Consider the following 19,540-nt stretch of genomic DNA (forward strand, 5'->3'; position numbering starts at 1 on the left):
GGGCCCCCCCTGCGTGCGATCCTCGCCGTCGCCTGGAGCTTCCTGGGTTTCGGCGCGCTGAGCAAGGCCACCTGCGCCGCGGGCGCACCCGACGCCGATGGGGTCCTGCAGCTGAACTGGGCGGGAAACCGCCAGTACACCTCCTTCTGCTACAACGACATCGTCCCCCTCTACGGCGGCCGGGGGCTGAACCAGCCCGGCTTCGCCTACGACTACTCGTGGGTCGAGGACGGCGTGACGCGCTACATGGAGTACCCCGTGCTGGCCGGGATGTTCCAGAACCTGATGGGGTTCATCGCCCGCCACACCTATGGCCTCGCCGACCGGGTGCTTCCCGAAGTCGGCTGGTACTTCTACCTCACGGCCCTGGTCATGTCGCTCATCTGGGTCGCCACCGTCCGCATGGTCGCAGATCTGACCGGCAACCGCGTCTGGGACACCCTGCTCGTGGCGGGCAGCCCGCTGCTGATCATGCACGCCTTCACCAACTGGGACATCCCCTCCATCTTCTTCCTCACCGCCGCGCTGCTGGCAGCCCGCAACCGGAAGTTCTGGCTGGCCGGGGCGACGATCGGGCTCGGCACCGCCTTCAAGCTCTGGCCGCTTTTCGCGCTCGGGGCGTACCTCACCCTCGCCATCCGGAAAAGGCAGTGGGCCCCCTTCGCCACCATGCTCGGGTCGGCCGCGGCTGCTTGGGCGGCGGTCAACCTCCCCGTCTACCTCCGTGCCCCGGAGGCGTGGGCGGAGTTCAACCGGCTCAACACCGAGCGCGGCTGGGAGTGGACCACCATCTACGCCGTCATCTCCCGGGCGACGGGCTGGGCCGGCTTCGACGGTGACGGCACCCCGGTGATTCTCAACGCGCTCACGCTCGTCCTGTTCCTCGCCGGCTGCGTCTTCACCCTCGTCGTGGGCCTGCGCGCGCCGCGGACCCCGCGCATCGCCGAGATCCTCTTCCTCACCGTGGGTTTCTTCCTCCTGTTCAACAAGGTGTGGAGCCCCCAGTACTCCCTCTGGCTGATCATCCCGGCCGTGCTCGCCCTGCCGCGGTGGCGCCTGCTGCTGGCGTGGATGACGGCCGACATGATGGTCTGGCCGATCCTCATGTGGCACATGCTGGGGGCCGAGAACAAGGGCCTGCCCGGAGAGGTGCTCAACCTTGTCGTGCTCACCCGGGACGGACTCATCGTCGCCACGATGGTCCTGGTCGTCCGGCAGATGCTCGGCAAGGTCCCCGACAAGGTCGCCGCCGCGCACCGCGGCCTCGACCCGCTCGCCAGCGCGCCCGAGACATGGCGCGGCACCAAACGAGACACAGCAGGAGTACACCCGTGAACGCGGCAACAATCGTCGGCATCGCCTCCATCCTCATTGGCTTCGCCCTTATCGGCGCGTCCTTTCTGGCCACCACGCGCAAGCGCAACATCCCTCTCGCCGTCGCTCTCGGCCTGGCGGCCTTCCTCTTCATCACCGTCATCCCGGTCTTCATCGCCGTGTTCATCGCGGTGCCCAACCCCGGGCAATAGCGCTGGTGAGACGTCGTGAAGCATTTTGCCCCGGGGGAGGGGTGGGGTACGCTGGTGTGGTTGCTTGACGCAACGACCCTCCTGCCACCGCACAGTGCGGCGGCCGAAACCGTAAATTTTTAGACCATAGGAGGTGATGAGGTCCGTGCGTCACTACGAAGTAATGATCATCCTCGATCCGCAGCAGGATGAGCGCACCGTTACCCCGTCCCTGGACAAGTTCCTCGAGATTGTCCGCAAGGAGAACGGCACGGTGGAGAAGGTTGATGTCTGGGGCAAGCGCCGTCTTGCGTACCCGATCAACAAGAAGGAAGAGGGCATCTACGCTGTCGTGAACCTCCTCTGCGAGGCCGACACCGTCGGCGAGCTCGACCGTGTTCTGAACCTGAACGACAACATTCTGCGCACCAAGGTTATGCGCACCGACAAGTAAGAGCGGTTAGGCTCGTTTCCACACAGTCGAGCGTCACGCCAGGAAGGTAGAGCAACATGGCCCAAGGAGATACCCCCATCACCGTCGTCGGCAACCTGGTTGCCGACCCGGAGCTGCGTTTCACCCCGAGCGGTGCCGCAGTGGCGAATTTCCGTATCGCGTCCACCCCGCGCACGTACAACCGTGACACCAACCAGTGGGAGGATGGCGAGGCACTGTTCCTCACCTGCAACGTCTGGCGCCAGGCGGCCGAGAACGTCGCGGAGTCCCTGTCCAAGGGCATGCGCGTGATTGTCAACGGCCGGCTGAAGCAGCGCTCCTACCAGACCCGCGAGGGTGAGAACCGCACCGTATTCGAGGTCGAGGTCGACGAGGTCGGCCCGTCCCTGAAGTACGCGACCGCTTCCGTGACCCGCACGCCGCGTGAGGGCGGCCAGGGCGGCTACGGCGGCGGCCAGCAGAACCGCTCCCAGGGCGGTTTCGGCGGTCAGCAGAATCGCCCGCAGGTGATCTCTGGTGGTCGGGACAGCAACCAGCAGCCCCAGAACGACCCGTGGAATTCCGCACCTCCCGCCGGTGGATTCGGCGGCATGGACGACGAGCCCCCGTTCTAAACGTTTTCAACAGACCAGTATTTTTCAACTTTAGGAAGGTTAGGATTCATGAAGCTGATCCTCACCGCTGCCGTTGATAACCTTGGCGAGCCCGGCGATGTTGTCGAGGTCAAGGGCGGCTACGGACGTAACTTCCTGCTCCCGCGCGGCCTGGCCATTCCGGCCACCCGCGGCGCAGAGAAGCAGATCGAAGACATCAAGCGCGCGCAGGCTGAGCGCCAGGTCCGCGACCTGGATCACGCCAAGGAGCTGCGCGACCAGCTCGACCAGCTGACCGGCGTGAAGGTTGCAGTGCGCACCGCGAACAACGGCAAGCTGTTCGGCTCCGTCAAGCCGGGCGACATTGCCGACGCCGTCAAGGCCGCGGGCGGTCCGTCCCTGGACAAGCGCCGCATCGACGTGCCGAAGGGCCTCATCACCAAGACCGGTGGCTACCAGGTGAAGGTGAACCTCCACGATGACGTGGAGGGCAAGGTGAACTTCGAGGTTGTGGGCGCGTAACGCACCCGCGACGGCCTAGCCGAGCCTAGGCCCAGCGACAACAGCTTTGGCGCGGGCCCCACTTGTGAGGAGTGGGGCCCGCGCCCTTTTTCCGCCTCCGCTTCTCGACGCCACCCCCCTGTGGATAACTTCATTAACCACGCCTCGGCTAGCCAATCGGACGGTAGGTGTCAAACGCCGAGGTAGCGGGAATATGCGTGGTTGTGCACATGGCGTAGGGCGCCGATTTCTACCTCGTTGACCTGCGCTTTCACACTTTTCGCGCGGGCCGGAGTGGAGGTTATCCACAGGATTGCCGCGGCTTGTGGGAAATGACCTCTTTGCCCACCACGTTGTGCACAGGGGCTGTGGAGAAAGGGCGGTGTCGGGCGGGCGCGGTACGATATTGCGGACTGAGAGGGAGGAACACATGGCTGGTGACACCGGGGCCGCGAGCTTCGACGACGGCAACACCTTCGACGGAGAGGACTACGCCCCGCCCGCCGAGAACCGGGGAGGCGGATCGACGCGCTACTCGGGTTTCAACCGAGACCGCGGGGACCTGCGGGAGTACCGGCAGCCGCCGCACGACGAGCGCGCGGAGCGCGGCGTGCTCGGCGCGATGCTGCTCAGCCCCGACGCCGTCGTCGACGTGGTGGAGACGCTGCGTAAGGAGGACTTCTACTACCCCGCGCACCAGCTGATCTTCGACTCGGTGCTGGAGCTGTTTTCCCAGGGCAGCGACATCGACGTGCTCATCGTCGCCGGGCGACTCGACCGGCTCAACCAGCTCGAGCGCGTCGGCGGCGCGCCCTACCTGCACACGCTGATCTCCGAGGTGCCCACCGCCGCGAACGCCCGCTACTACGCGGAGATCGTCGCGGAGAAGTCAGTGCTGCGCCAGCTCGTCAACGCCGGCACCCGCGTGGTGCAGTACGGCTACGAGGGCGACGAGGGGATGGACGTCGAGCAGCTCGTCGACCGGGCGCAGCAGGAGGTCTTCGCCGTCTCCCGCAAGCAGAGCGGGGAGGACTACAAGGCGCTGTCCGAGCTTCTCAAGCCGACCATCGACGAGCTGGCCACCATCGAGCAGGGCGGCGGCCTGGAGCAGGGCGTGCCCACCGGGTTCCTCGACCTCGATCGGTTGACCAACGGCCTGCATGCGGGGCAGATGATCATCATCGCGGCCCGTCCTGGCGTCGGTAAGTCCACCCTGGCCCTCGACTTCATGCGCTCCTGCTCAATCGCCCACGGCAAGACCTCGGTGATCTTCTCCCTGGAGATGAGCGCCTCCGAGATCATCATGCGCATGCTCTCCGCCGAGACCGAGATCAAGCTCTCCGCCATGCGCTCCGGCCAGATGGACGAGACCGATTGGGAGAAGCTGACCCACCGCCTTGGCGAGATCCAGGACGCCCCCCTGTTCATCGACGACTCGCCCAACCTGACAATGATGGAGATCCGCAAGAAGGCCCGCGAGCTCAAGCGCACCCACGGGCTCGACCTCATCGTGCTGGACTACCTGCAGCTCATGAGCTCCGGGCGCAAGGTGGAGTCGCGCCAGCAGGAGGTCTCCGAGTTCTCCCGCAACCTGAAGCTGCTGGCGAAGGAGCTGGAGGTGCCGGTCATCGCCATCTCGCAGCTCAACCGTGGCCCCGAGGCGCGCACGGACAAGAAGCCGCAGCTGGCGGACCTGCGCGAATCGGGCTCGCTGGAGCAAGACGCGGACATGGTGTTCCTGCTCTACCGCCCCGACTCCCAGGACCGCGACGACGAGCGCGCGGGCGAGGCGGACATCATCGTGGCGAAGCACCGCGGCGGACCGATCGACACGATTCCGGTCGCGCACCAGCTGCACTACTCGCGCTTCGTCAACATGGCGCACGGCTGAGCTCCGGCGGCTTAGGCAAGCCTCAACAACGGTGACACAGCGCACACGGGCGCCTATCATTGCTGGCACAGCCAACGTTTAACTCAGTCAAGGAGGCGCTATGTCCGTGCGATCCATCAACGCCTCGGAGCCCTGCGCGCGCACGGTGGCCAGCCTGGACGACGCCATCACCGTGGCCAAGACCGGCGAATCGACCGTGCTGTTCAACCTGCCCCGCAGCATCGAGGACATTGACGACAAAGTCACGGGCGGCGACGCGCAGCGCCGCGGCCTGGTGAGCAGGCTCTTCTCCCGCCGGTCCAGCTAGGACAGCGCGGCGCCGCGCTGCTCCGGCAGCGTGAACGCCGCCGCGCAGGCCAGCAGGAAAGCCGCGGCGAAGAGGCCGAAAACGGTCCCCTGCCCGCCGAAGGCCAGCAGCGGGGGGACAACCAGCGGCGCGATGATGGAGCCGATCCGGCCGAACGCGGCGCCCGCGCCCGTCCCTGTTGCCCTGATCGCGGTGGGGTAGAGCTCCGGCCCGATGGCGTAGAGCGCGCCCCAGGCGCCGAGGTTGAAAAACGACAACAGGCACCCCGCCGCGATGATCTGCCAGGGCGCGCCCGCCGCACCGTAGAGGAACGCGGACGCTGCGGAGCCCGCGAGGAAGGACGCGAGGGTGGCCCGCCGCCCCCACACCTCGATGAGCCAGGCCGCGGCCGCGTAGCCGGGCAGCTGCGCCAGCGTGATCACGAGCGTGAACGTGAAGGACTTCACCAGCGTGAACCCCTGCGCCACGAGCAGTGAGGGGATCCAGATGAAGGCTCCGTAGTAGGCCAGCGAGACGGAGAACCACACCACCCAGAAGGCCAGTGTGCGCCGGCGCAGTGCCGGGCCCCACAAGCCGCCCTCGGGCGCGGGTTCGGGCTCTCCGGGGGTCCCGTGGTCGAGCCGCCCGGCAGCCTGTTCCTCGAAGGAGCGCACGACGGCCTCCGCCTCCTCGTGGCGACCGGCCGCCTCGAGGAAGCGGACCGACTCGGGCAGCCCTAGGCGGACGTAGATGGCGTAGAGGGCCGGCACGGCGCCGAGCGCGAGCCCCCAGCGCCAGCCGTTCTCGCCCTGGGAGACGACGAAGGTGCCGATGAGCGCGGCGAGGATCCAGCCGACGGCCCAGAAGGCCTCCAGCAGGACGACCATCCGCCCCCGCACGCGCCGCGGGGAGAACTCGCTGACCAGGGTGGAGGCAACCGGGAGCTCGCCGCCGAGGCCGAGGCCGGTGATGAAGCGGAAGACGAGGAGCACCGCGACGGAACCGGCGAGCGCGGAGGCGCCGGTGGCCAGCCCGTAGATGATGAGGGTGGCCGCGAAGACCTGGCGGCGGCCGATCCTGTCGGCGAGCAGTCCGGCGAGGGAGGCCCCGATGGCCATGCCGACGAAGCCGGCGGAGGCGATCCAGGAGGTGGTGGTCTTGTCCAGCTCCCAGTGCACCGCGAGGGCCGCGATGACGAAGGAGACGAGCCCGATGTCCATCGCGTCGAGCGCCCAGCCGACTCCCGAGCCGAGCAGGAGGCGGCGGTGCTTCGGGGTGACCGGTAGGCGGTCGAGGCGCTGCGTGCGCGTCAGCGCGTCGGGTGCGGGGTGCGTCATAGAGAGGAATCGTAGCGCTCGAAGCCGCGCAGGCGCAGGGAGTTGCTCACCACGAACACGGAGGAGAACGCCATGGCGATGCCCGCCAGGAGGGGGCTGAGGAGCCCGGCGGCGGCCACGGGGACGAGGATGACGTTGTAGGCGAAGGCCCAGAAGAGATTGCCCTTGATGGTGGCCAGAGTGCGGCGCGACAACCGGATCGCGTCGACGGCGGCGCCCAGCGAGTTGCTCATCAGGGTGATGTCCGAGGCCTCGATGGCCACGTCGGTGCCCGCGCCCATCGCCATCCCGAGGTCCGCCTGCGCCAGCGCGGCGGCGTCGTTGACCCCGTCGCCGACCATCGCGACGCGCCTGCCCTCGCCCTGCAGCCGCTTCACGACGCCCACCTTCTCCCCCGGCAGGACCCCGGCCGACACGTTGGCGGGGTCGATGCCGACCTCCGCGGCGACTGCCCGGGCCGCGCCGGGGTTGTCGCCGGTGAGCAGGTGCGGGGTGAGACCGAGGTCGCGCAGCGCGGCGATGGCGCGGCGGGACTCCGGCTTGAGGGTGTCGCGGACTGCGATGACACCCGCGGCCTGACCGTCAACCTCGACGGCCACGGCGGTGCCGCCCGCGGCCTCGGCGCGGTCGAAGGCGTCCTTCAGCCTGCCGAGCGGGGCGCTCGGTCGGCCGACCCGGACCGTGCGGCCCGCCACGGTGGCCTCGGCGCCCTGCCCGGGCAGCGCGCGGAACCCCTCGCCGCGTGGTCCGTCGGCGGGGGCGGCGTCCGCGATGGCGCGGGCGATGGGGTGCTCGGAGCCGGCCTCGACGGCCGCGGCGAGCCCGAGGACCTCCTCAGCTGTGCGGTCCGTTGCGGGGTGCACCCCGGACACGCCCATCACCCCGGTGGTGACGGTGCCCGTCTTGTCCAGCACGACGGTGTCCACCTGGCGGGTGGACTCGAGGACCTCCGGGCCCTTGATCAGGAGGCCGAGCTGCGCCCCGCGGCCGGTGCCGACGAGAATCGCGGTTGGCGTGGCCAACCCCAGCGCGCACGGGCAGGCGATGATGAGCACCGCCACCGCCGCGGTGAAGGAGGGCGCGACGCCCGAGCCGAGGAGCAGGTGGGCGACGAGGGAGAGAAGCGCCACGGCGATAACGGCCGGGACGAAGACTCGCGAGATTCGGTCCACCAGCCGCTCCACCGGGGCCTTGCCGGCCTGGGCGGCGGTGACGAGCCTGCCCATCTGGGCGAGCGTGGTCTCGGAGCCGACGCGGGTGGCTTCGACGACGAGGCGCCCCGAGGTGTTCAGCGTCGCCCCCGTGACGGGTGAGCCGGCGGTCACCTCGACCGGGACGGACTCGCCGGTGAGCATGGACTCGTCGACGGCCGAGGCGCCCTCGACGACGCGCCCGTCGGTGGCGATCTTCTCGCCCGGGCGGACAACGAACCTGTCGCCGGGTACAAGGGAGTCGACGGGCACGCGCACCTCGCGGCCGTCGCGGAGCACGGCCGCCTCCTTGGCGCCCATGTCCAGCAGCTCGCGCAGCGCCTGGGAGCTCTGCCCCTTCGCCTTCACCTCGAACCAGCGCCCGAGCAGGAGGAACGTGATGACTACGCAGACGGTTTCGAGGTAGATCTCGTCCATCTGCGCGTGTGAGGGCGCGAGGCTCATCCGCATCCTCATGCCCGGTTCGCCGGCGGTGCCGAGGAAGAGCGCCCAGGTGGACCAGAGGTAGGCGGCCGTGGTGCCCAGGGTGATGAGGGTGTCCATCGTGGTGGTCCCGTGGCGCAGGTTGACCAGGGTGGCGCGGTGGAACACGGAGCCCGCCGAGAAGTACACCAGCGTGGTCGCGGCGAAGGCCGCCCACTGCCAGTAGGTGAACTGGAGCGCGGGAATCATCGAGACGAGCATGACGGGCAGCGAGACCGCCGCGGCCCAGGCGGTTGTGCGCTTGAGGTGGGAGGCCTCGCGCTCTCGGGCGTCGTCAAGCGCCGCGAGCTCGTTGCCTGGCGACACCTCCTCCCCGCCCACGGGGGAGAGGGGGAACGCGTCGTAGCCCGCGCCCCGGACCGTCTCGATGAGGTCCTCGGGGGTGGTGCGCGCCGGGTCGTAGTCCACCGTTGCGGTCTCGGTGGAGTAGTTGACGGCGGCGTCGACGCCGTCGAGCTTGTTGAGTTTACGCTGGATGCGCGAGGAGCAGGACGTGCACGTCATGCCTGTGACGCCCAGCTCGATGTGGCCGAGGGTACTGCGTGCTGTCATACCCTCATGCTATACCCCCTAGGGGTATTTATCCAGGGGGTTCTAGCCCAGCGTGTAGCCCGCCTCGTGCACCGCTTTCGAGACCTCCTCGGCGGAGAAGCCCTCGCCGGTGACCTCGACCAGGCCGGTCGTGTGGTCAGCGGTGACGTCGGTGACCCCGGGGATCTCGGAGATCTCCTCCTTCACGCTCATCTCGCAGTGCGTGCAGGTCATGCCCTCGACGTTGAACTTGCGTGTAGCCATGGTGACTCCTTTCGTAGGTGGCACCATCCTACACAGCGCTACAGGGCGAGGTCCCCGCCCAGGGTGAAGCCGGCGGCCTCGGCGGCGTCGAGAACCTGCACGTCGGAGACGTTTTCACCCGTCACGGCCATGACCCCCGCCGCGACGTCCACCTCGACGCCCTGCGTCCCGGGGAGGAGGCTCACCTCGTCGATGAGCGAATCCACGGCGGCCTCCGTGTCGGGCCCGCTGATGGTGTAGTTCTTGCGCATTTCTTCCGCTCCTTGTCGAGTCCTCCGCGGACCGCTCAGACCCGCCCGGGAATGAAGCGGCCGTTGGTACTGTTGAAACTCACGGACAAGTTAGCAGACATGGATTACGGAGATTTGCGATGAGCACCCTTAACGTCACCGAGGACACCTTCGAGCAGACCGTCACCGCCGACGGCATCGTGTTCGTGGACGCGTGGGCCGACTGGTGCGGCCCCTGCAAGGCGTTCGCCCCGACCTACGAGAAGGCCTCCGAGGACCACCCGGACGTGACCTTCGCCAAGCTGGACACCGAGGCGAACCAGCAGCTCTCCGCCGCACTGGAGATCCAGGCGATCCCGACCCTCATGGCCTTCCGCGACGGCATCATGGTCTTCCGCAACGCGGGCGCCCTCCCGCCCGCCGCCTTCGATGACCTGATCCAGCAGGTCAAGTCGTTGGACATGGACGACGTACGGCGCCAGATCGCCGAGCAGAACCAGGCCGGCGACGAGGCGTAGCCTCGGGCCCGCGCGGGCGAAGCGCTCACCTTCGGGTGGGCGCTTTTTTGCGTAAGCTGTGGCTTTAACGGGCTCTCGCGCGCCCGACAGCTAACTCTACGAAAGGACGCCCCCATGCCGAACCCCTTCAACAAGGGTTGGAAATACCTCATGCAATCCTTTGACTCAAAGATCGACGAGAACGCCGATCCGAAGGTGCAGATCCAGCAGGCCGTCGCGGAGGCCAAGAAGCGCCACCAGGAGATTAGCAACCACGCGGCCAGTATCATCGGCAACCGCAACCAGCTGCAGATGAAGCTCGACCGTCTCATCTCCTCCCAGGAGGACCTGCAGAACAAGGCCCGCACCGCCATCCAGGCGGCGGACGACGCGGCGGCGGCCGGCGACGCAGAGAAGGCCCAGCAGTTCAGCAGCACCGCCGAGGTGATCGCCAGCCAGCTCGTCTCCGTCGAGCAGGAGCTGGAGCAGACCAAGACCGCCTATGCGGCCGCGGACCAGGCGGCCGAGGAGGCCCAGCGCCAGCAGAAACAGTCGGAGGCGCGCCTGCAGGAGCAGCTCGGGGAGGTCTCGAAGCTCGAGAGCCAGATCGACCAGGCGAAGATGCAGGAGCAGACCGCCCAGACGATGGACACGATCAACCAGTTCGGCGGGGACGACAACGTGCCCACCCTCGAGGGGGTGCGGGAGAAGATTGAGCGCCGCTACGCGAACGCGCTTGGCGCCCAGGAGCTGGCCCAGGACTCCATGAGCGACCGCATGGCGGAGATCGAAAGCGCCGGCACCGACGTCGCGGCCTCGAACCGTCTGGCCGAGATCCGCGCATCGATGGCCGCCGGCGGAGAGCTCGAGCCGGGCAAGGAGTCGCCGAAGGACGAGCTTGACGACGCCACCAAGGACGAGCAGCCCGAGAAGTAGGGCCGCCGCGTCAGTCGGTGGTGCGCAGGTTGATGAGCACCCCGCGGATGCCCGAGTGGAAGCCGTCGCGCAGGTTGACGCGCTGGTGCTCGCTCAGGGTGTATTCGTGGAGGGTCTCGCAGGCGAACTGAAGCAGCGGCCTGTCGATCTCCGGAGGTAGCCCGCCCCCCGAGAGCATGTGCGCCTTGTCGCGCTGCTCGGAGGAGGCGGCGTTCTCGTACCACCAGGTGGCGTACTGCTGCCCCACGTCGTAGGGGGTTTGGAAGCCGGCGGAGGTCCAGACCTCCTCGGGCAGGGGGACGTAGCGCGAACGCAGCTTCCGGCGCGGCGCCATCATCGAGGGCTTGGGGGCGGGTCTCGGCCCGGGCTTGGGGGTGGGTGCCTGGGACTGCTGGTTGACCTCGGCCTCCGCCTCGGAGGGCTCCTCCACCTCGGCGACGAGGTCCTCGCAGTCCTCCTCGTTCTTCACCTCGGTGGACGGTTCCACGGGCTGGGTCGGCTCGGCGGGCTGCTCGGCCGACTTCTCCGCGCTCAGCGGGTTGCCGAAGGGAACGGGGGCAGGTCCCTCGTCCGTCTCGAGCGGGGCGGCGTCGCTGAGCGGGCGCTCGCGAATCGTCGGGGGCAGGGGCCCCTCGAGGACCTGCAGCTGCATCGAGTCCGCGAAGTCCTCCCGGGGGTCGAGGATGGTGGTGGTGTCACAGGCGTGGCGCAGCGCCGAGGACATCGAATCCCACCCAAAGCCGTAGAGGTGCACGCGCACCCCGTTGTTGGCCGCCTCCTCGACGCCGGGGATCATGTCCGCGTCGCCCGAGACGAGGACGAAGTCGCTGAAGTTGCCGCGCATCGCGTTGACCACGATGTCCGCGACCAGGCGCGTGTCCACGCCCTTCTGGGTGCGGCGTTCGCCCCACTCGATGAGCTGGCCGGTGCGCAACTGCACCCCGTCACAGGCGCGCAGGGCCCGCTGGTAGCGGTGGGGCCCGGACTCGGGGATGCCGTCGTACCAGAACTGCCGGTGGAGGGGCTGGTGAAGCTGCTGGGTGACCATGTCGCGGAGCGTCGCGACCACCTCGGGAAGGTCAATCTCTAACTGGGAACGTGCGCCGATCTCCCATGAGTTGTAAAAGCTTGCGAGCAGGTAAGACGTGTCGACGAACACAAGTGTGCGCTCAATCATGGCTCCTATAATCCGTATCTACTATTTCTAAACCTTTTGTTGGACACCCCTAGTGTGCACTACTTCGACCCGGCTAGTCACGGGAACTCCCCTTAAGAGCGGTAACGGGCACGGGGTCGGGTGCCCGTACCACTCCCCGCGTTGCCCTTGCCCGGCAAGACGGGCGCTTATACGGTTAATTAACCAACCGACTAACCACCGAGAAGGAACACGGATGCGCCCCGACGCCGAACCCCTCTTCCTGCAGATCGCGACGTTCATCGAGGACCTCATCGTCGACGGTGCGCTGGGCTCCGGTGACCGGGCCCCCTCGGTCAACGAGCTCGCCGCCTTCCACGAGATCAACCCGGCCACCGCCCGCAGGGGACTGGGGATCCTCGTCACGGGAGGGATTCTCGAGGTGCGCCGCGGCGCCGGCACCTTTGTCGTGGCCGGCGCGAAGGAGTCCATCCTCGGCGCCCGCCGCGAGCTTTTCGCCGAGCGATACGTCGCACCGCTTGTCGACGAAGCTCTGCGCCTCGGCTACGACCGCGCCGCTCTGGGCGCACTGCTCAACCGGGTGGCGGAGAGCCGCGGGATGTACCGCTGAAACATGGCGGTTTTAAAGGCTATTCCTTTACCTTCTTTATGTCCGCTGACCTGGGGATTTGTGTTTGGTTGTGGGTGTGTGTAGCTTTATGTGAGTCAGCGAGACCGACAGCGCCCCGCCGCAGTGAGTGTGGTGAGTTGGCGGGCAGGAAAACTATCGCTGGTATTCAATTCGCCTCTTTGACTGGCCTGGTTTTTGCTGGGTTGTGTTGGGTGTGCGTGTGTTGTGTGAGAACTCGATAGTGTGCCAATGTACTTTTTTGTTTGTGGGTTGGTTGTGTGCTGTGTGTGCTTGCTGCTGCTTTTTGGTGGTGGTGGGTGTGTGCCGGTGGGTTGTGCCTGAACCATTTGATGGGGCGCGGCTTTGTTGGTGTTTGCATGGTGCGTGATTGATTCGCGTTTGTGACAGATACTTTTTTGGTTGCCTTTCCCTGTTTTTTCCCTCGTCAGGGTGGGGAGGGGTGGCCGGTAATTTTGTGGATTGCCAGCGCGCTTGGTGCCTGCTTTTTGGTGGGTGTTGGGTGTGGTGGTTTGTTTTGGTTGGGTTTTGGGCTTTTCACGGCCTGTTTCTTCTGAAGCATTTTTTGTGGAGAGTTTGATCCTGGCTCAGGATGAACGCTGGCGGCGTGCTTAACACATGCAAGTCGAACGGAAAGGCCCTGCTTGCAGGGTACTCGAGTGGCGAACGGGTGAGTAACACGTGGGTGATCTGCCCTGTACTTCGGGATAAGCTTGGGAAACTGGGTCTAATACCGGATAGGACTGCATCGTGGGTGGTGTGGTGGAAAGCTTTTGCGGTATGGGATGAGCTCGCGGCCTATCAGCTTGTTGGTGGGGTAATGGCCTACCAAGGCGTCGACGGGTAGCCGGCCTGAGAGGGTGTACGGCCACATTGGGACTGAGATACGGCCCAGACTCCTACGGGAGGCAGCAGTGGGGAATATTGCACAATGGGCGCAAGCCTGATGCAGCGACGCCGCGTGGGGGATGACGGCCTTCGGGTTGTAAACTCCTTTCGCCAGGGACGAAGCGTAAGTGACGGTACCTGGATAAGAAGCACCGGCTAACTACGTGCCAGCAGCCGCGGTAATACGTAGGGTGCGAGCGTTGTCCGGAATTACTGGGCGTAAAGAGCTCGTAGGTGGTTTGTCGCGTCGTTTGTGTAAGTCCACGGCTTAACTGTGGGACTGCAGGCGATACGGGCATAACTTGAGTGCTGTAGGGGAGACTGGAATTCCTGGTGTAGCGGTGAAATGCGCAGATATCAGGAGGAACACCGATGGCGAAGGCAGGTCTCTGGGCAGTAACTGACGCTGAGGAGCGAAAGCATGGGTAGCGAACAGGATTAGATACCCTGGTAGTCCATGCCGTAAACGGTGGGCGCTAGGTGTGAGTCCCTTCCACGGGGTTCGTGCCGTAGCTAACGCATTAAGCGCCCCGCCTGGGGAGTACGGCCGCAAGGCTAAAACTCAAAGGAATTGACGGGGGCCCGCACAAGCGGCGGAGCATGTGGATTAATTCGATGCAACGCGAAGAACCTTACCTGGGCTTGACATACACCGGACCGGGCCAGAGATGGTCTTTCCCTTTGTGGCTGGTGTACAGGTGGTGCATGGTTGTCGTCAGCTCGTGTCGTGAGATGTTGGGTTAAGTCCCGCAACGAGCGCAACCCTTGTCTTATGTTGCCAGCACGTTGTGGTGGGGACTCATGAGAGACTGCCGGGGTTAACTCGGAGGAAGGTGGGGATGACGTCAAATCATCATGCCCCTTATGTCCAGGGCTTCACACATGCTACAATGGTCGGTACAGCGCGTGCGCGAGTTCGTGAGGATGAGCTAATCGCTGAAAGCCGGTCGTAGTTCGGATTGGGGTCTGCAACTCGACCCCATGAAGTCGGAGTCGCTAGTAATCGCAGATCAGCAACGCTGCGGTGAATACGTTCCCGGGCCTTGTACACACCGCCCGTCACGTCATGAAAGTTGGTAACACCCGAAGCCAGTGGCTCAAACTCGTTAGAGAGCTGTCGAAGGTGGGATCGGCGATTGGGACGAAGTCGTAACAAGGTAGCCGTACCGGAAGGTGCGGCTGGATCACCTCCTTTCTAAGGAGTTTTTGTTTTTGTGTGCCCCACGGTTGTGGGGTGTGTGGTTGAGTGCCCGTGTGTGGTGCTGCCGCGTTTTTTGTTGAAATCCGGGTGGAGGCATGCCGGCATCATTGTGTGTGGTGCTTTGTGCGTGTGGTGTGCAATTGTTGCCTGCAAGCGAGTGGTCTTTTGTGGACGGGTATGTTGGTGCGCTGTCGGGTGTCTGGGATGATACGCGTTTGTGTGTTGTTTCCTTAGGCCCTGCATGCTTGGGCACGTCCGTGTGGTGTGTTTTTGGTGTGTGGGTGTGGTGTGTGAGAACTGTATAGTGGACGCGAGCATCTTTATTCTTGTGTGCGTGCCTGCCTTGTGGTGGGTGCGTGTTGTTAGTGTTTTTTAAGGGCGTACGGTGGATGCCTTGGTATGCTGAGCCGATGAAGGACGTGTGAGGCTGCGTTAAGCCTCGGGGAGTTGCCAACAAAGCGTTGATCCGAGGATGTCCGAATGGGGAAACCCGGCACCAGTTGTGTGGTGTGACCTGCAGGTGAATTCATAGCCTGTGTGGGGGTGACGCGGGGAAGTGAAACATCTCAGTACCCGTAGGAGAAGAAAACAATTGTGATTCCGTTAGTAGTGGCGAGCGAAGGCGGATGAGGCTAAACCATGTGTGTGTGATACCTGGCAGGGGTTGCGCATGTGGGGTTGTGGGGATGCATGTTGCAGGTACTGTCATGCCTGTGCACATTCAGCGCGTGTTAGCGGAAGTTGCCTGGGATGGTGCGCCGTAGTGGGTGAGAGCCCCTGTACGTGAAGGCGTGTGTTGGTGTGTTGTGTGTTTCCCGAGTAGCAGCGGGCTCGTGGAATCTGCTGTGAATCTGCCGGGACCACCCGGTAAGCCTAAATACTCAGTGTGACCGATAGTGGATAGTACCGTGAGGGAATGGTGAAAAGTACCCCGGGAGGGGAGTGAAATAGTTCCTGAAACCGTGCGCTTACAATCCGTCAGAGCACCTCGTGTGTGTGATGGCGTGCCTTTTGAAGAATGAGCCTGCGAGTCAGCGGCATGTCGCGAGGTTAACCCGTTGGTGGGGGAGCCGTAGCGAAAGCGAATCCTAATGGGGTGTTGCAAGTGGCATGTCCTGGACCCGAAGCGGGGTGATCTACCCATGGCCAGTGTGAAGCAGCTGTAAGAGGTTGTGGAGGCGCGAACCCACTTAGGTTGAAAACTGAGGGGATGAGCTGTGGGTAGGGGTGAAAGGCCAATCAAACTCCGTGATAGCTGGTTCTCCCCGAAATGCATTTAGGTGCAGCGTCATGTTAGCTTGCCGGAGGTAGAGCTACTGGTTGGTTGAGCGGGACTATCATCTTAGCAATGTCAGCCAAACTCCGAATGCCGGTTGAAGTGGTGCATGGCAGTGAGACTGTGGGGGATAAGCTTCATAGTCGAGAGGGAAACAGCCCAGATCGCCGGTTAAGGCCCCTAAGGGTGTACTAAGTGGAAAAGGATGTGGGATCGCGAAGACAGCCAGGAGGTTGGCTTAGAAGCAGCCATCCTTGAAAGAGTGCGTAATAGCTCACTGGTCGAGTGGTTCCGCGCCGACAATTCAGTGGGGCTCAAGTACACCGCCGAAGCCGCGGCATAACATGTGTTATGGGTAGGGGAGCGTCGTGCATGGGGTGAAGCAGTACCGGAAGGGGCTGTGGACTGTGTGCGAGTGAGAATGCAGGCATGAGTAACGAGTGATAAGTGAGAATCTTATCCGCCGGATGACTAAGGGTTCCTGGGTCAAGTTCGTCTTCCCAGGGTGAGTCGGGTCCTAAGGCGAGGCCGACAGGCGTAGTCGATGGTCAACGGGTTGATATTCCCGTACCCGTGTATACGCGCCCAAGACTGGACCGGTGATACTAACCACGCCGAGTGCTGCTGTCACTTGCTCTTTGAGTGGTGTGGTGGGACGAGGTGTGGGGCCTGATCCGTAGTAGGTCAGTGATGGGGTGACGCAGGAAGGTAGCTACGCCGCTTAATGGATTGCGGTGCAAGCGTGTGGCACGGGCCCTTGTTAAATGCGGGGCTCATTATGTGTGAGGCGTGATGCGTAGCCCCTTTGTGGGGTGATGGTGGTGATCCTATGCTGTCGAGAAAAGCCTCTAGCGAGTGTGTACACGGCCCGTACCCGAAACCGACACAGGTAGTCAGGTAGAGAATACTAAGGCGGTCGGGTGAACTGTGGTTAAGGAACTCGGCAAATTGCCCCCGTAACTTCGGGAGAAGGGGGACCCTGCTGTGTGCGCCATCTTTACGGTGGTTAGCGTGGTGGGGTCGCAGAGAATAGAGGGGAGCGACTGTTTATCAAAAACACAGGTCCGTGCGAAGACTTTTACGTTGATGTATACGGACTGACGCCTGCCCGGTGCTGGAAGGTTAAGAGGACCTGTTAGGCATGTTGTGCCGAAGCGGAGAATTTAAGCCCCAGTAAACGGCGGTGGTAACTATAACCATCCTAAGGTAGCGAAATTCCTTGTCGGGTAAGTTCCGACCTGCACGAATGGCGTAACGACTCCCCTGCTGTCTCAACCACAGGCCCGGTGAAATTGCAGTACGAGTAAAGATGCTCGTTTCGCGCGGCAGGACGAAAAGACCCCGGGACCTTCACTATAGCTTGGTATTGGTGTTCGGTGCGGTTTGTGTAGGATAGGTGGGAGACTGTGATACGGCCACGCCAGTGGTTGTGGAGTCGTTGTTGAAATACCACTCTGACCGTAGTGGATACCTTAACCTTGGCCCATGATCTGGGTTGGGGACAGTGCCTGGTGGGTAGTTTAACTGGGGCGGTTGCCTCCCAAAGAGTAACGGAGGCGCCCAAAGGTTCCCTCAGCCTGGTTGGCAATCAGGTGGCGAGTGTAAGTGCACAAGGGAGCTTGACTGCGAGACTGACTAGTCGAGCAGGGACGAAAGTCGGGACTAGTGATCCGGCACCTACTTGTGGATGTGGTGTCGCTCAACGGATAAAAGGTACCCCGGGGATAACAGGCTGATCTTCCCCAAGAGTCCATATCGACGGGATGGTTTGGCACCTCGATGTCGGCTCGTCGCATCCTGGGGCTGGAGTAGGTCCCAAGGGTTGGGCTGTTCGCCCATTAAAGCGGCACGCGAGCTGGGTTCAGAACGTCGTGAGACAGTTCGGTCTCTATCCGCCGCGCGCGTTGAAACTTGAAGAAGGCTGTCCCTAGTACGAGAGGACCGGGACGGACGTACCTCTGGTGTGCCAGTTGTTCCGCCAGGAGCACGGCTGGTTGGCTACGTACGGAAGGGATAACCGCTGAAAGCATCTAAGCGGGAAGCCTGTTTTGAGATGAGGTTTCTTTTGAGGTTCCCCACAGACTATGGGGTTGATAGGCCGGATCTGGACACGCAGCAATGCGCGAAGGTGACCGGTACTAATACACCAACAAACACAACAAACAATGAGCACCAAGAATCGTGCCCGCGTCCACTATGCAGTATCTGACACACCACACCACCAACCAGTGCGTGTGTGGGGGCCAGAACAATAATTGAACATGAACCCAACATGATCAACCCAACAAGTGTGTCGGTGGTTGATGGCGGCGGGGAAACGCCCGGACCCATTCCGAACCCGGAAGCTAAGCCCGCCCGCGCTGATGGTACTGCCCCCGGGAGGGAGTGGGAGAGTAAGTTACCGCCGACCCAACAACTTCACAAAAACAAAAGCGCCTGACCCCACCCGGGACAGGCGCTTTTGACATACCCGCCTACCAGCCTTCGACAGGCAAACCCGTGTGCCCCCCAGCCGTAAAACGCCGCGGGGCACCGCTGAGCGGATCGACGAACTCCAAGCCGATCGACGCCAGAAGCATCGGGCGGGTGAAGTCCTCGTCCCCGAAGGCACGCACGACCGGATAGACGGGATCGCCGACGATCGGCGCGCCGGCGGCGTTCATCTGCACCCGCAGCTGGTGCGTCCGGCCCGTCTCCGGCTCAAGCAGGTAACGCGCCAGGCCGGCACCCCACGGGGACGCGCCCATCGGGGTGACGCTGCGCACGCGGGTGAAGGCGTTGGGCTGTGCGCCGTCGACAAGCGAAGAGGCGATTTCCCCGTGCCTCTTTTCGATGTGGTGCTCCCAGCGCGTCGGTGCGCTGATGCCAACGTCGGGGCCGATGGCCTCGTAGAGCTTGCGCACGCCCCGCTGCGCGAACATTTCCTGGTAGGCCCCGCGGATTTCGCGGCGTTTGGTCAGCAGGAGCAGCCCGGAGGTGAGGCGGTCGAGCCGGTGCGCGGGGGTGATCTCATCGTTGCCGTACTGCCTGCGCAGGCGCACCGTTGCGGTCTCGGTAATGTGCGCCGCTCGGGGCATCGTGGCCAAAAACGGGGGCTTGTTGACGACCAGAATGTCGTCGTCTTCGTGGACGATGTCGATCTCGTGGGGGACCGGGGTTTCCGGGGCGGGCCGGCGATAGAAGAAGACGTCGGTCCCCGGTTCGAGGAGGGTCGAGGGGGCGAGCGGGGTGGCGTCGCGAAGCACAACCTCGCCGCGGTCGAAGCGCTCGAGCACGGCGGTGTCGTCGTCGAGCGGATGGCGGTGGCGCTGCTCCGCGATGACGCGTGCGATGAAGTCGGACGCGGTGACCGGGGTGTCGCCGGGCAGGCGCACGCGGGTGGGCCCGAGGCCGTCGCGCGGGGGGAGGGGCGGGCAGGTTTTGACTCGTCTGCGTGCCATGACGTGTAAAGTCTATCCCTATGGATTTTGCAGCACTTCTCGAACCGGCCATCAAGTTCTTTTCCGAGGGCGTCGGCAAGATTATCGCCGACTTCGCCCGCATGCTCTACGAGATCCTCTACCCGGCGAACGCTGAGCCGGCTCACCCCATCGAGATCCCGAAGTAGGATCCCCCCGGCGCCCGCGCTTCCGGCGGGCGCGCTAGAGTTTAGTTGTACATAGAGTACCGGTT

Annotated in this window: 17 protein-coding genes and 3 rRNA genes (1 of these 20 only partly in view); 14 read left to right on the top strand and 6 right to left on the bottom strand. The window is 64.1% G+C overall.

The window, feature by feature from the left end:
• The 7 genes from DYZ02_RS07360 to DYZ02_RS07390 all read left to right on the top strand — a co-directional run.
• Positions 1 to 1,335, top strand: partial view of a glycosyltransferase family 87 protein gene (locus tag DYZ02_RS07360; protein ID WP_115686420.1) — the 3' portion only. Its footprint begins 159 nt before the window's first position; only the last 1,335 of its 1,494 coding nucleotides appear in the window; its start codon lies beyond the left edge, outside the window; it ends in the stop codon at positions 1,333 to 1,335.
• Complete coding sequence (locus DYZ02_RS07365) at positions 1,332 to 1,526, top strand: hypothetical protein (RefSeq protein ID WP_115685658.1); 195 nt, start codon at positions 1,332 to 1,334, stop codon at positions 1,524 to 1,526. The genes DYZ02_RS07360 and DYZ02_RS07365 overlap by 4 nt, the downstream gene beginning before the upstream one ends.
• Positions 1,527 to 1,662: 136 nt before the next feature.
• On the top strand, positions 1,663 to 1,959 hold the full coding sequence (gene rpsF / locus DYZ02_RS07370; RefSeq protein ID WP_115685659.1) for a 30S ribosomal protein S6: 297 nt from the start codon (positions 1,663 to 1,665) through the stop codon (positions 1,957 to 1,959).
• A 56-nt stretch (positions 1,960 to 2,015) separates the two neighbouring features.
• Positions 2,016 to 2,573 carry a single-stranded DNA-binding protein gene (locus DYZ02_RS07375; RefSeq protein ID WP_115685660.1) on the top strand — a complete coding sequence of 186 codons (558 nt, stop codon included), beginning with the start codon at positions 2,016 to 2,018 and terminating at the stop codon, positions 2,571 to 2,573.
• 48 nt (positions 2,574 to 2,621) lie between these two features.
• Positions 2,622 to 3,074: a 50S ribosomal protein L9 gene (rplI, locus tag DYZ02_RS07380; RefSeq protein WP_115685661.1), complete on the top strand. Its 453-nt coding sequence runs from the start codon at positions 2,622 to 2,624 to the stop codon at positions 3,072 to 3,074.
• A 409-nt stretch (positions 3,075 to 3,483) separates the two neighbouring features.
• A complete protein-coding gene (gene dnaB, locus DYZ02_RS07385) occupies positions 3,484 to 4,944 on the top strand; it encodes a replicative DNA helicase (protein WP_115685662.1) in 1,461 nt (486 codons plus the stop codon).
• Between the two features lie 100 nt (positions 4,945 to 5,044).
• Positions 5,045 to 5,251, top strand: coding sequence for a hypothetical protein (locus DYZ02_RS07390; RefSeq protein WP_115685663.1), 207 nt, complete (start codon positions 5,045 to 5,047; stop codon positions 5,249 to 5,251).
• Here the strand turns inward: DYZ02_RS07390 and DYZ02_RS07395 are convergent.
• Genes DYZ02_RS07395 through DYZ02_RS07410 form a run of 4 tightly spaced genes read right to left on the bottom strand, consistent with a single transcriptional unit; the run spans position 5,248 to position 9,307 of the window.
• A complete protein-coding gene (locus DYZ02_RS07395; RefSeq protein ID WP_115685664.1) occupies positions 5,248 to 6,567 on the bottom strand; it encodes an MFS transporter in 1,320 nt (439 codons plus the stop codon). The two genes, DYZ02_RS07390 and DYZ02_RS07395, sit on opposite strands and share 4 nt — an antisense overlap.
• Positions 6,564 to 8,813, bottom strand: coding sequence for a heavy metal translocating P-type ATPase (locus tag DYZ02_RS07400; protein ID WP_115685665.1), 2,250 nt, complete (start codon positions 8,811 to 8,813; stop codon positions 6,564 to 6,566). The genes DYZ02_RS07395 and DYZ02_RS07400 overlap by 4 nt, the downstream gene beginning before the upstream one ends.
• Before the next feature lie 42 nt (positions 8,814 to 8,855).
• Entirely contained in the window at positions 8,856 to 9,056 is a 201-nt protein-coding gene (locus DYZ02_RS07405) for a heavy-metal-associated domain-containing protein (protein WP_115685666.1), read from the bottom strand.
• Positions 9,057 to 9,094: 38 nt separating this feature from the next.
• Positions 9,095 to 9,307 (bottom strand): copper chaperone, encoded by a 213-nt coding sequence (locus DYZ02_RS07410; protein WP_115685667.1) that lies wholly within the window; start codon positions 9,305 to 9,307, stop codon positions 9,095 to 9,097.
• Between the two features lie 119 nt (positions 9,308 to 9,426).
• On the opposite strand from DYZ02_RS07410, the gene trxA reads away from it, so the two are divergent.
• Together trxA and DYZ02_RS07420 are read left to right on the top strand one after the other, a co-directional pair.
• Positions 9,427 to 9,804, top strand: coding sequence for a thioredoxin (gene trxA, locus DYZ02_RS07415; RefSeq protein ID WP_115685668.1), 378 nt, complete (start codon positions 9,427 to 9,429; stop codon positions 9,802 to 9,804).
• A gap of 114 nt (positions 9,805 to 9,918) precedes the next feature.
• Complete coding sequence (locus DYZ02_RS07420) at positions 9,919 to 10,719, top strand: PspA/IM30 family protein (protein WP_115685669.1); 801 nt, start codon at positions 9,919 to 9,921, stop codon at positions 10,717 to 10,719.
• Between the two features lie 10 nt (positions 10,720 to 10,729).
• Here the strand turns inward: DYZ02_RS07420 and DYZ02_RS07425 are convergent, their stop codons facing one another.
• Positions 10,730 to 11,896 carry an NYN domain-containing protein gene (locus DYZ02_RS07425; RefSeq protein ID WP_115685670.1) on the bottom strand — a complete coding sequence of 389 codons (1,167 nt, stop codon included), beginning with the start codon at positions 11,894 to 11,896 and terminating at the stop codon, positions 10,730 to 10,732.
• A gap of 214 nt (positions 11,897 to 12,110) precedes the next feature.
• Here DYZ02_RS07425 and DYZ02_RS07430 point away from each other — a divergent pair, with 214 nt between their 5' ends.
• The 4 genes from DYZ02_RS07430 (at position 12,111) to rrf (ending at position 18,278) form a co-directional block, all read left to right on the top strand.
• A complete protein-coding gene (locus DYZ02_RS07430) occupies positions 12,111 to 12,485 on the top strand; it encodes a GntR family transcriptional regulator (protein WP_115685671.1) in 375 nt (124 codons plus the stop codon).
• A gap of 582 nt (positions 12,486 to 13,067) precedes the next feature.
• Positions 13,068 to 14,586 (top strand): 16S ribosomal RNA (locus tag DYZ02_RS07435).
• Positions 14,587 to 14,953: 367 nt separating this feature from the next.
• Positions 14,954 to 18,030 (top strand): 23S ribosomal RNA (locus tag DYZ02_RS07440).
• A gap of 130 nt (positions 18,031 to 18,160) precedes the next feature.
• Positions 18,161 to 18,278, top strand: a 5S ribosomal RNA gene (rrf, locus tag DYZ02_RS07445).
• The 16S, 23S and 5S rRNA genes sit together here, the layout of an rRNA operon.
• Positions 18,279 to 18,342: 64 nt before the next feature.
• Here the strand turns inward: rrf and DYZ02_RS07450 are convergent.
• A complete protein-coding gene (locus tag DYZ02_RS07450; protein ID WP_115685672.1) occupies positions 18,343 to 19,308 on the bottom strand; it encodes a pseudouridine synthase in 966 nt (321 codons plus the stop codon).
• 20 nt (positions 19,309 to 19,328) lie between these two features.
• On the opposite strand from DYZ02_RS07450, the gene DYZ02_RS11375 reads away from it, so the two are divergent.
• Positions 19,329 to 19,475, top strand: coding sequence for a hypothetical protein (locus tag DYZ02_RS11375; RefSeq protein ID WP_181896922.1), 147 nt, complete (start codon positions 19,329 to 19,331; stop codon positions 19,473 to 19,475).
• Positions 19,476 to 19,540: the final 65 nt, after the last annotated feature.

The sequence above is a fragment of the Corynebacterium senegalense genome (genome assembly GCF_900411315.1).
GTDB classification, from domain to species: domain Bacteria; phylum Actinomycetota; class Actinomycetes; order Mycobacteriales; family Mycobacteriaceae; genus Corynebacterium; species Corynebacterium senegalense.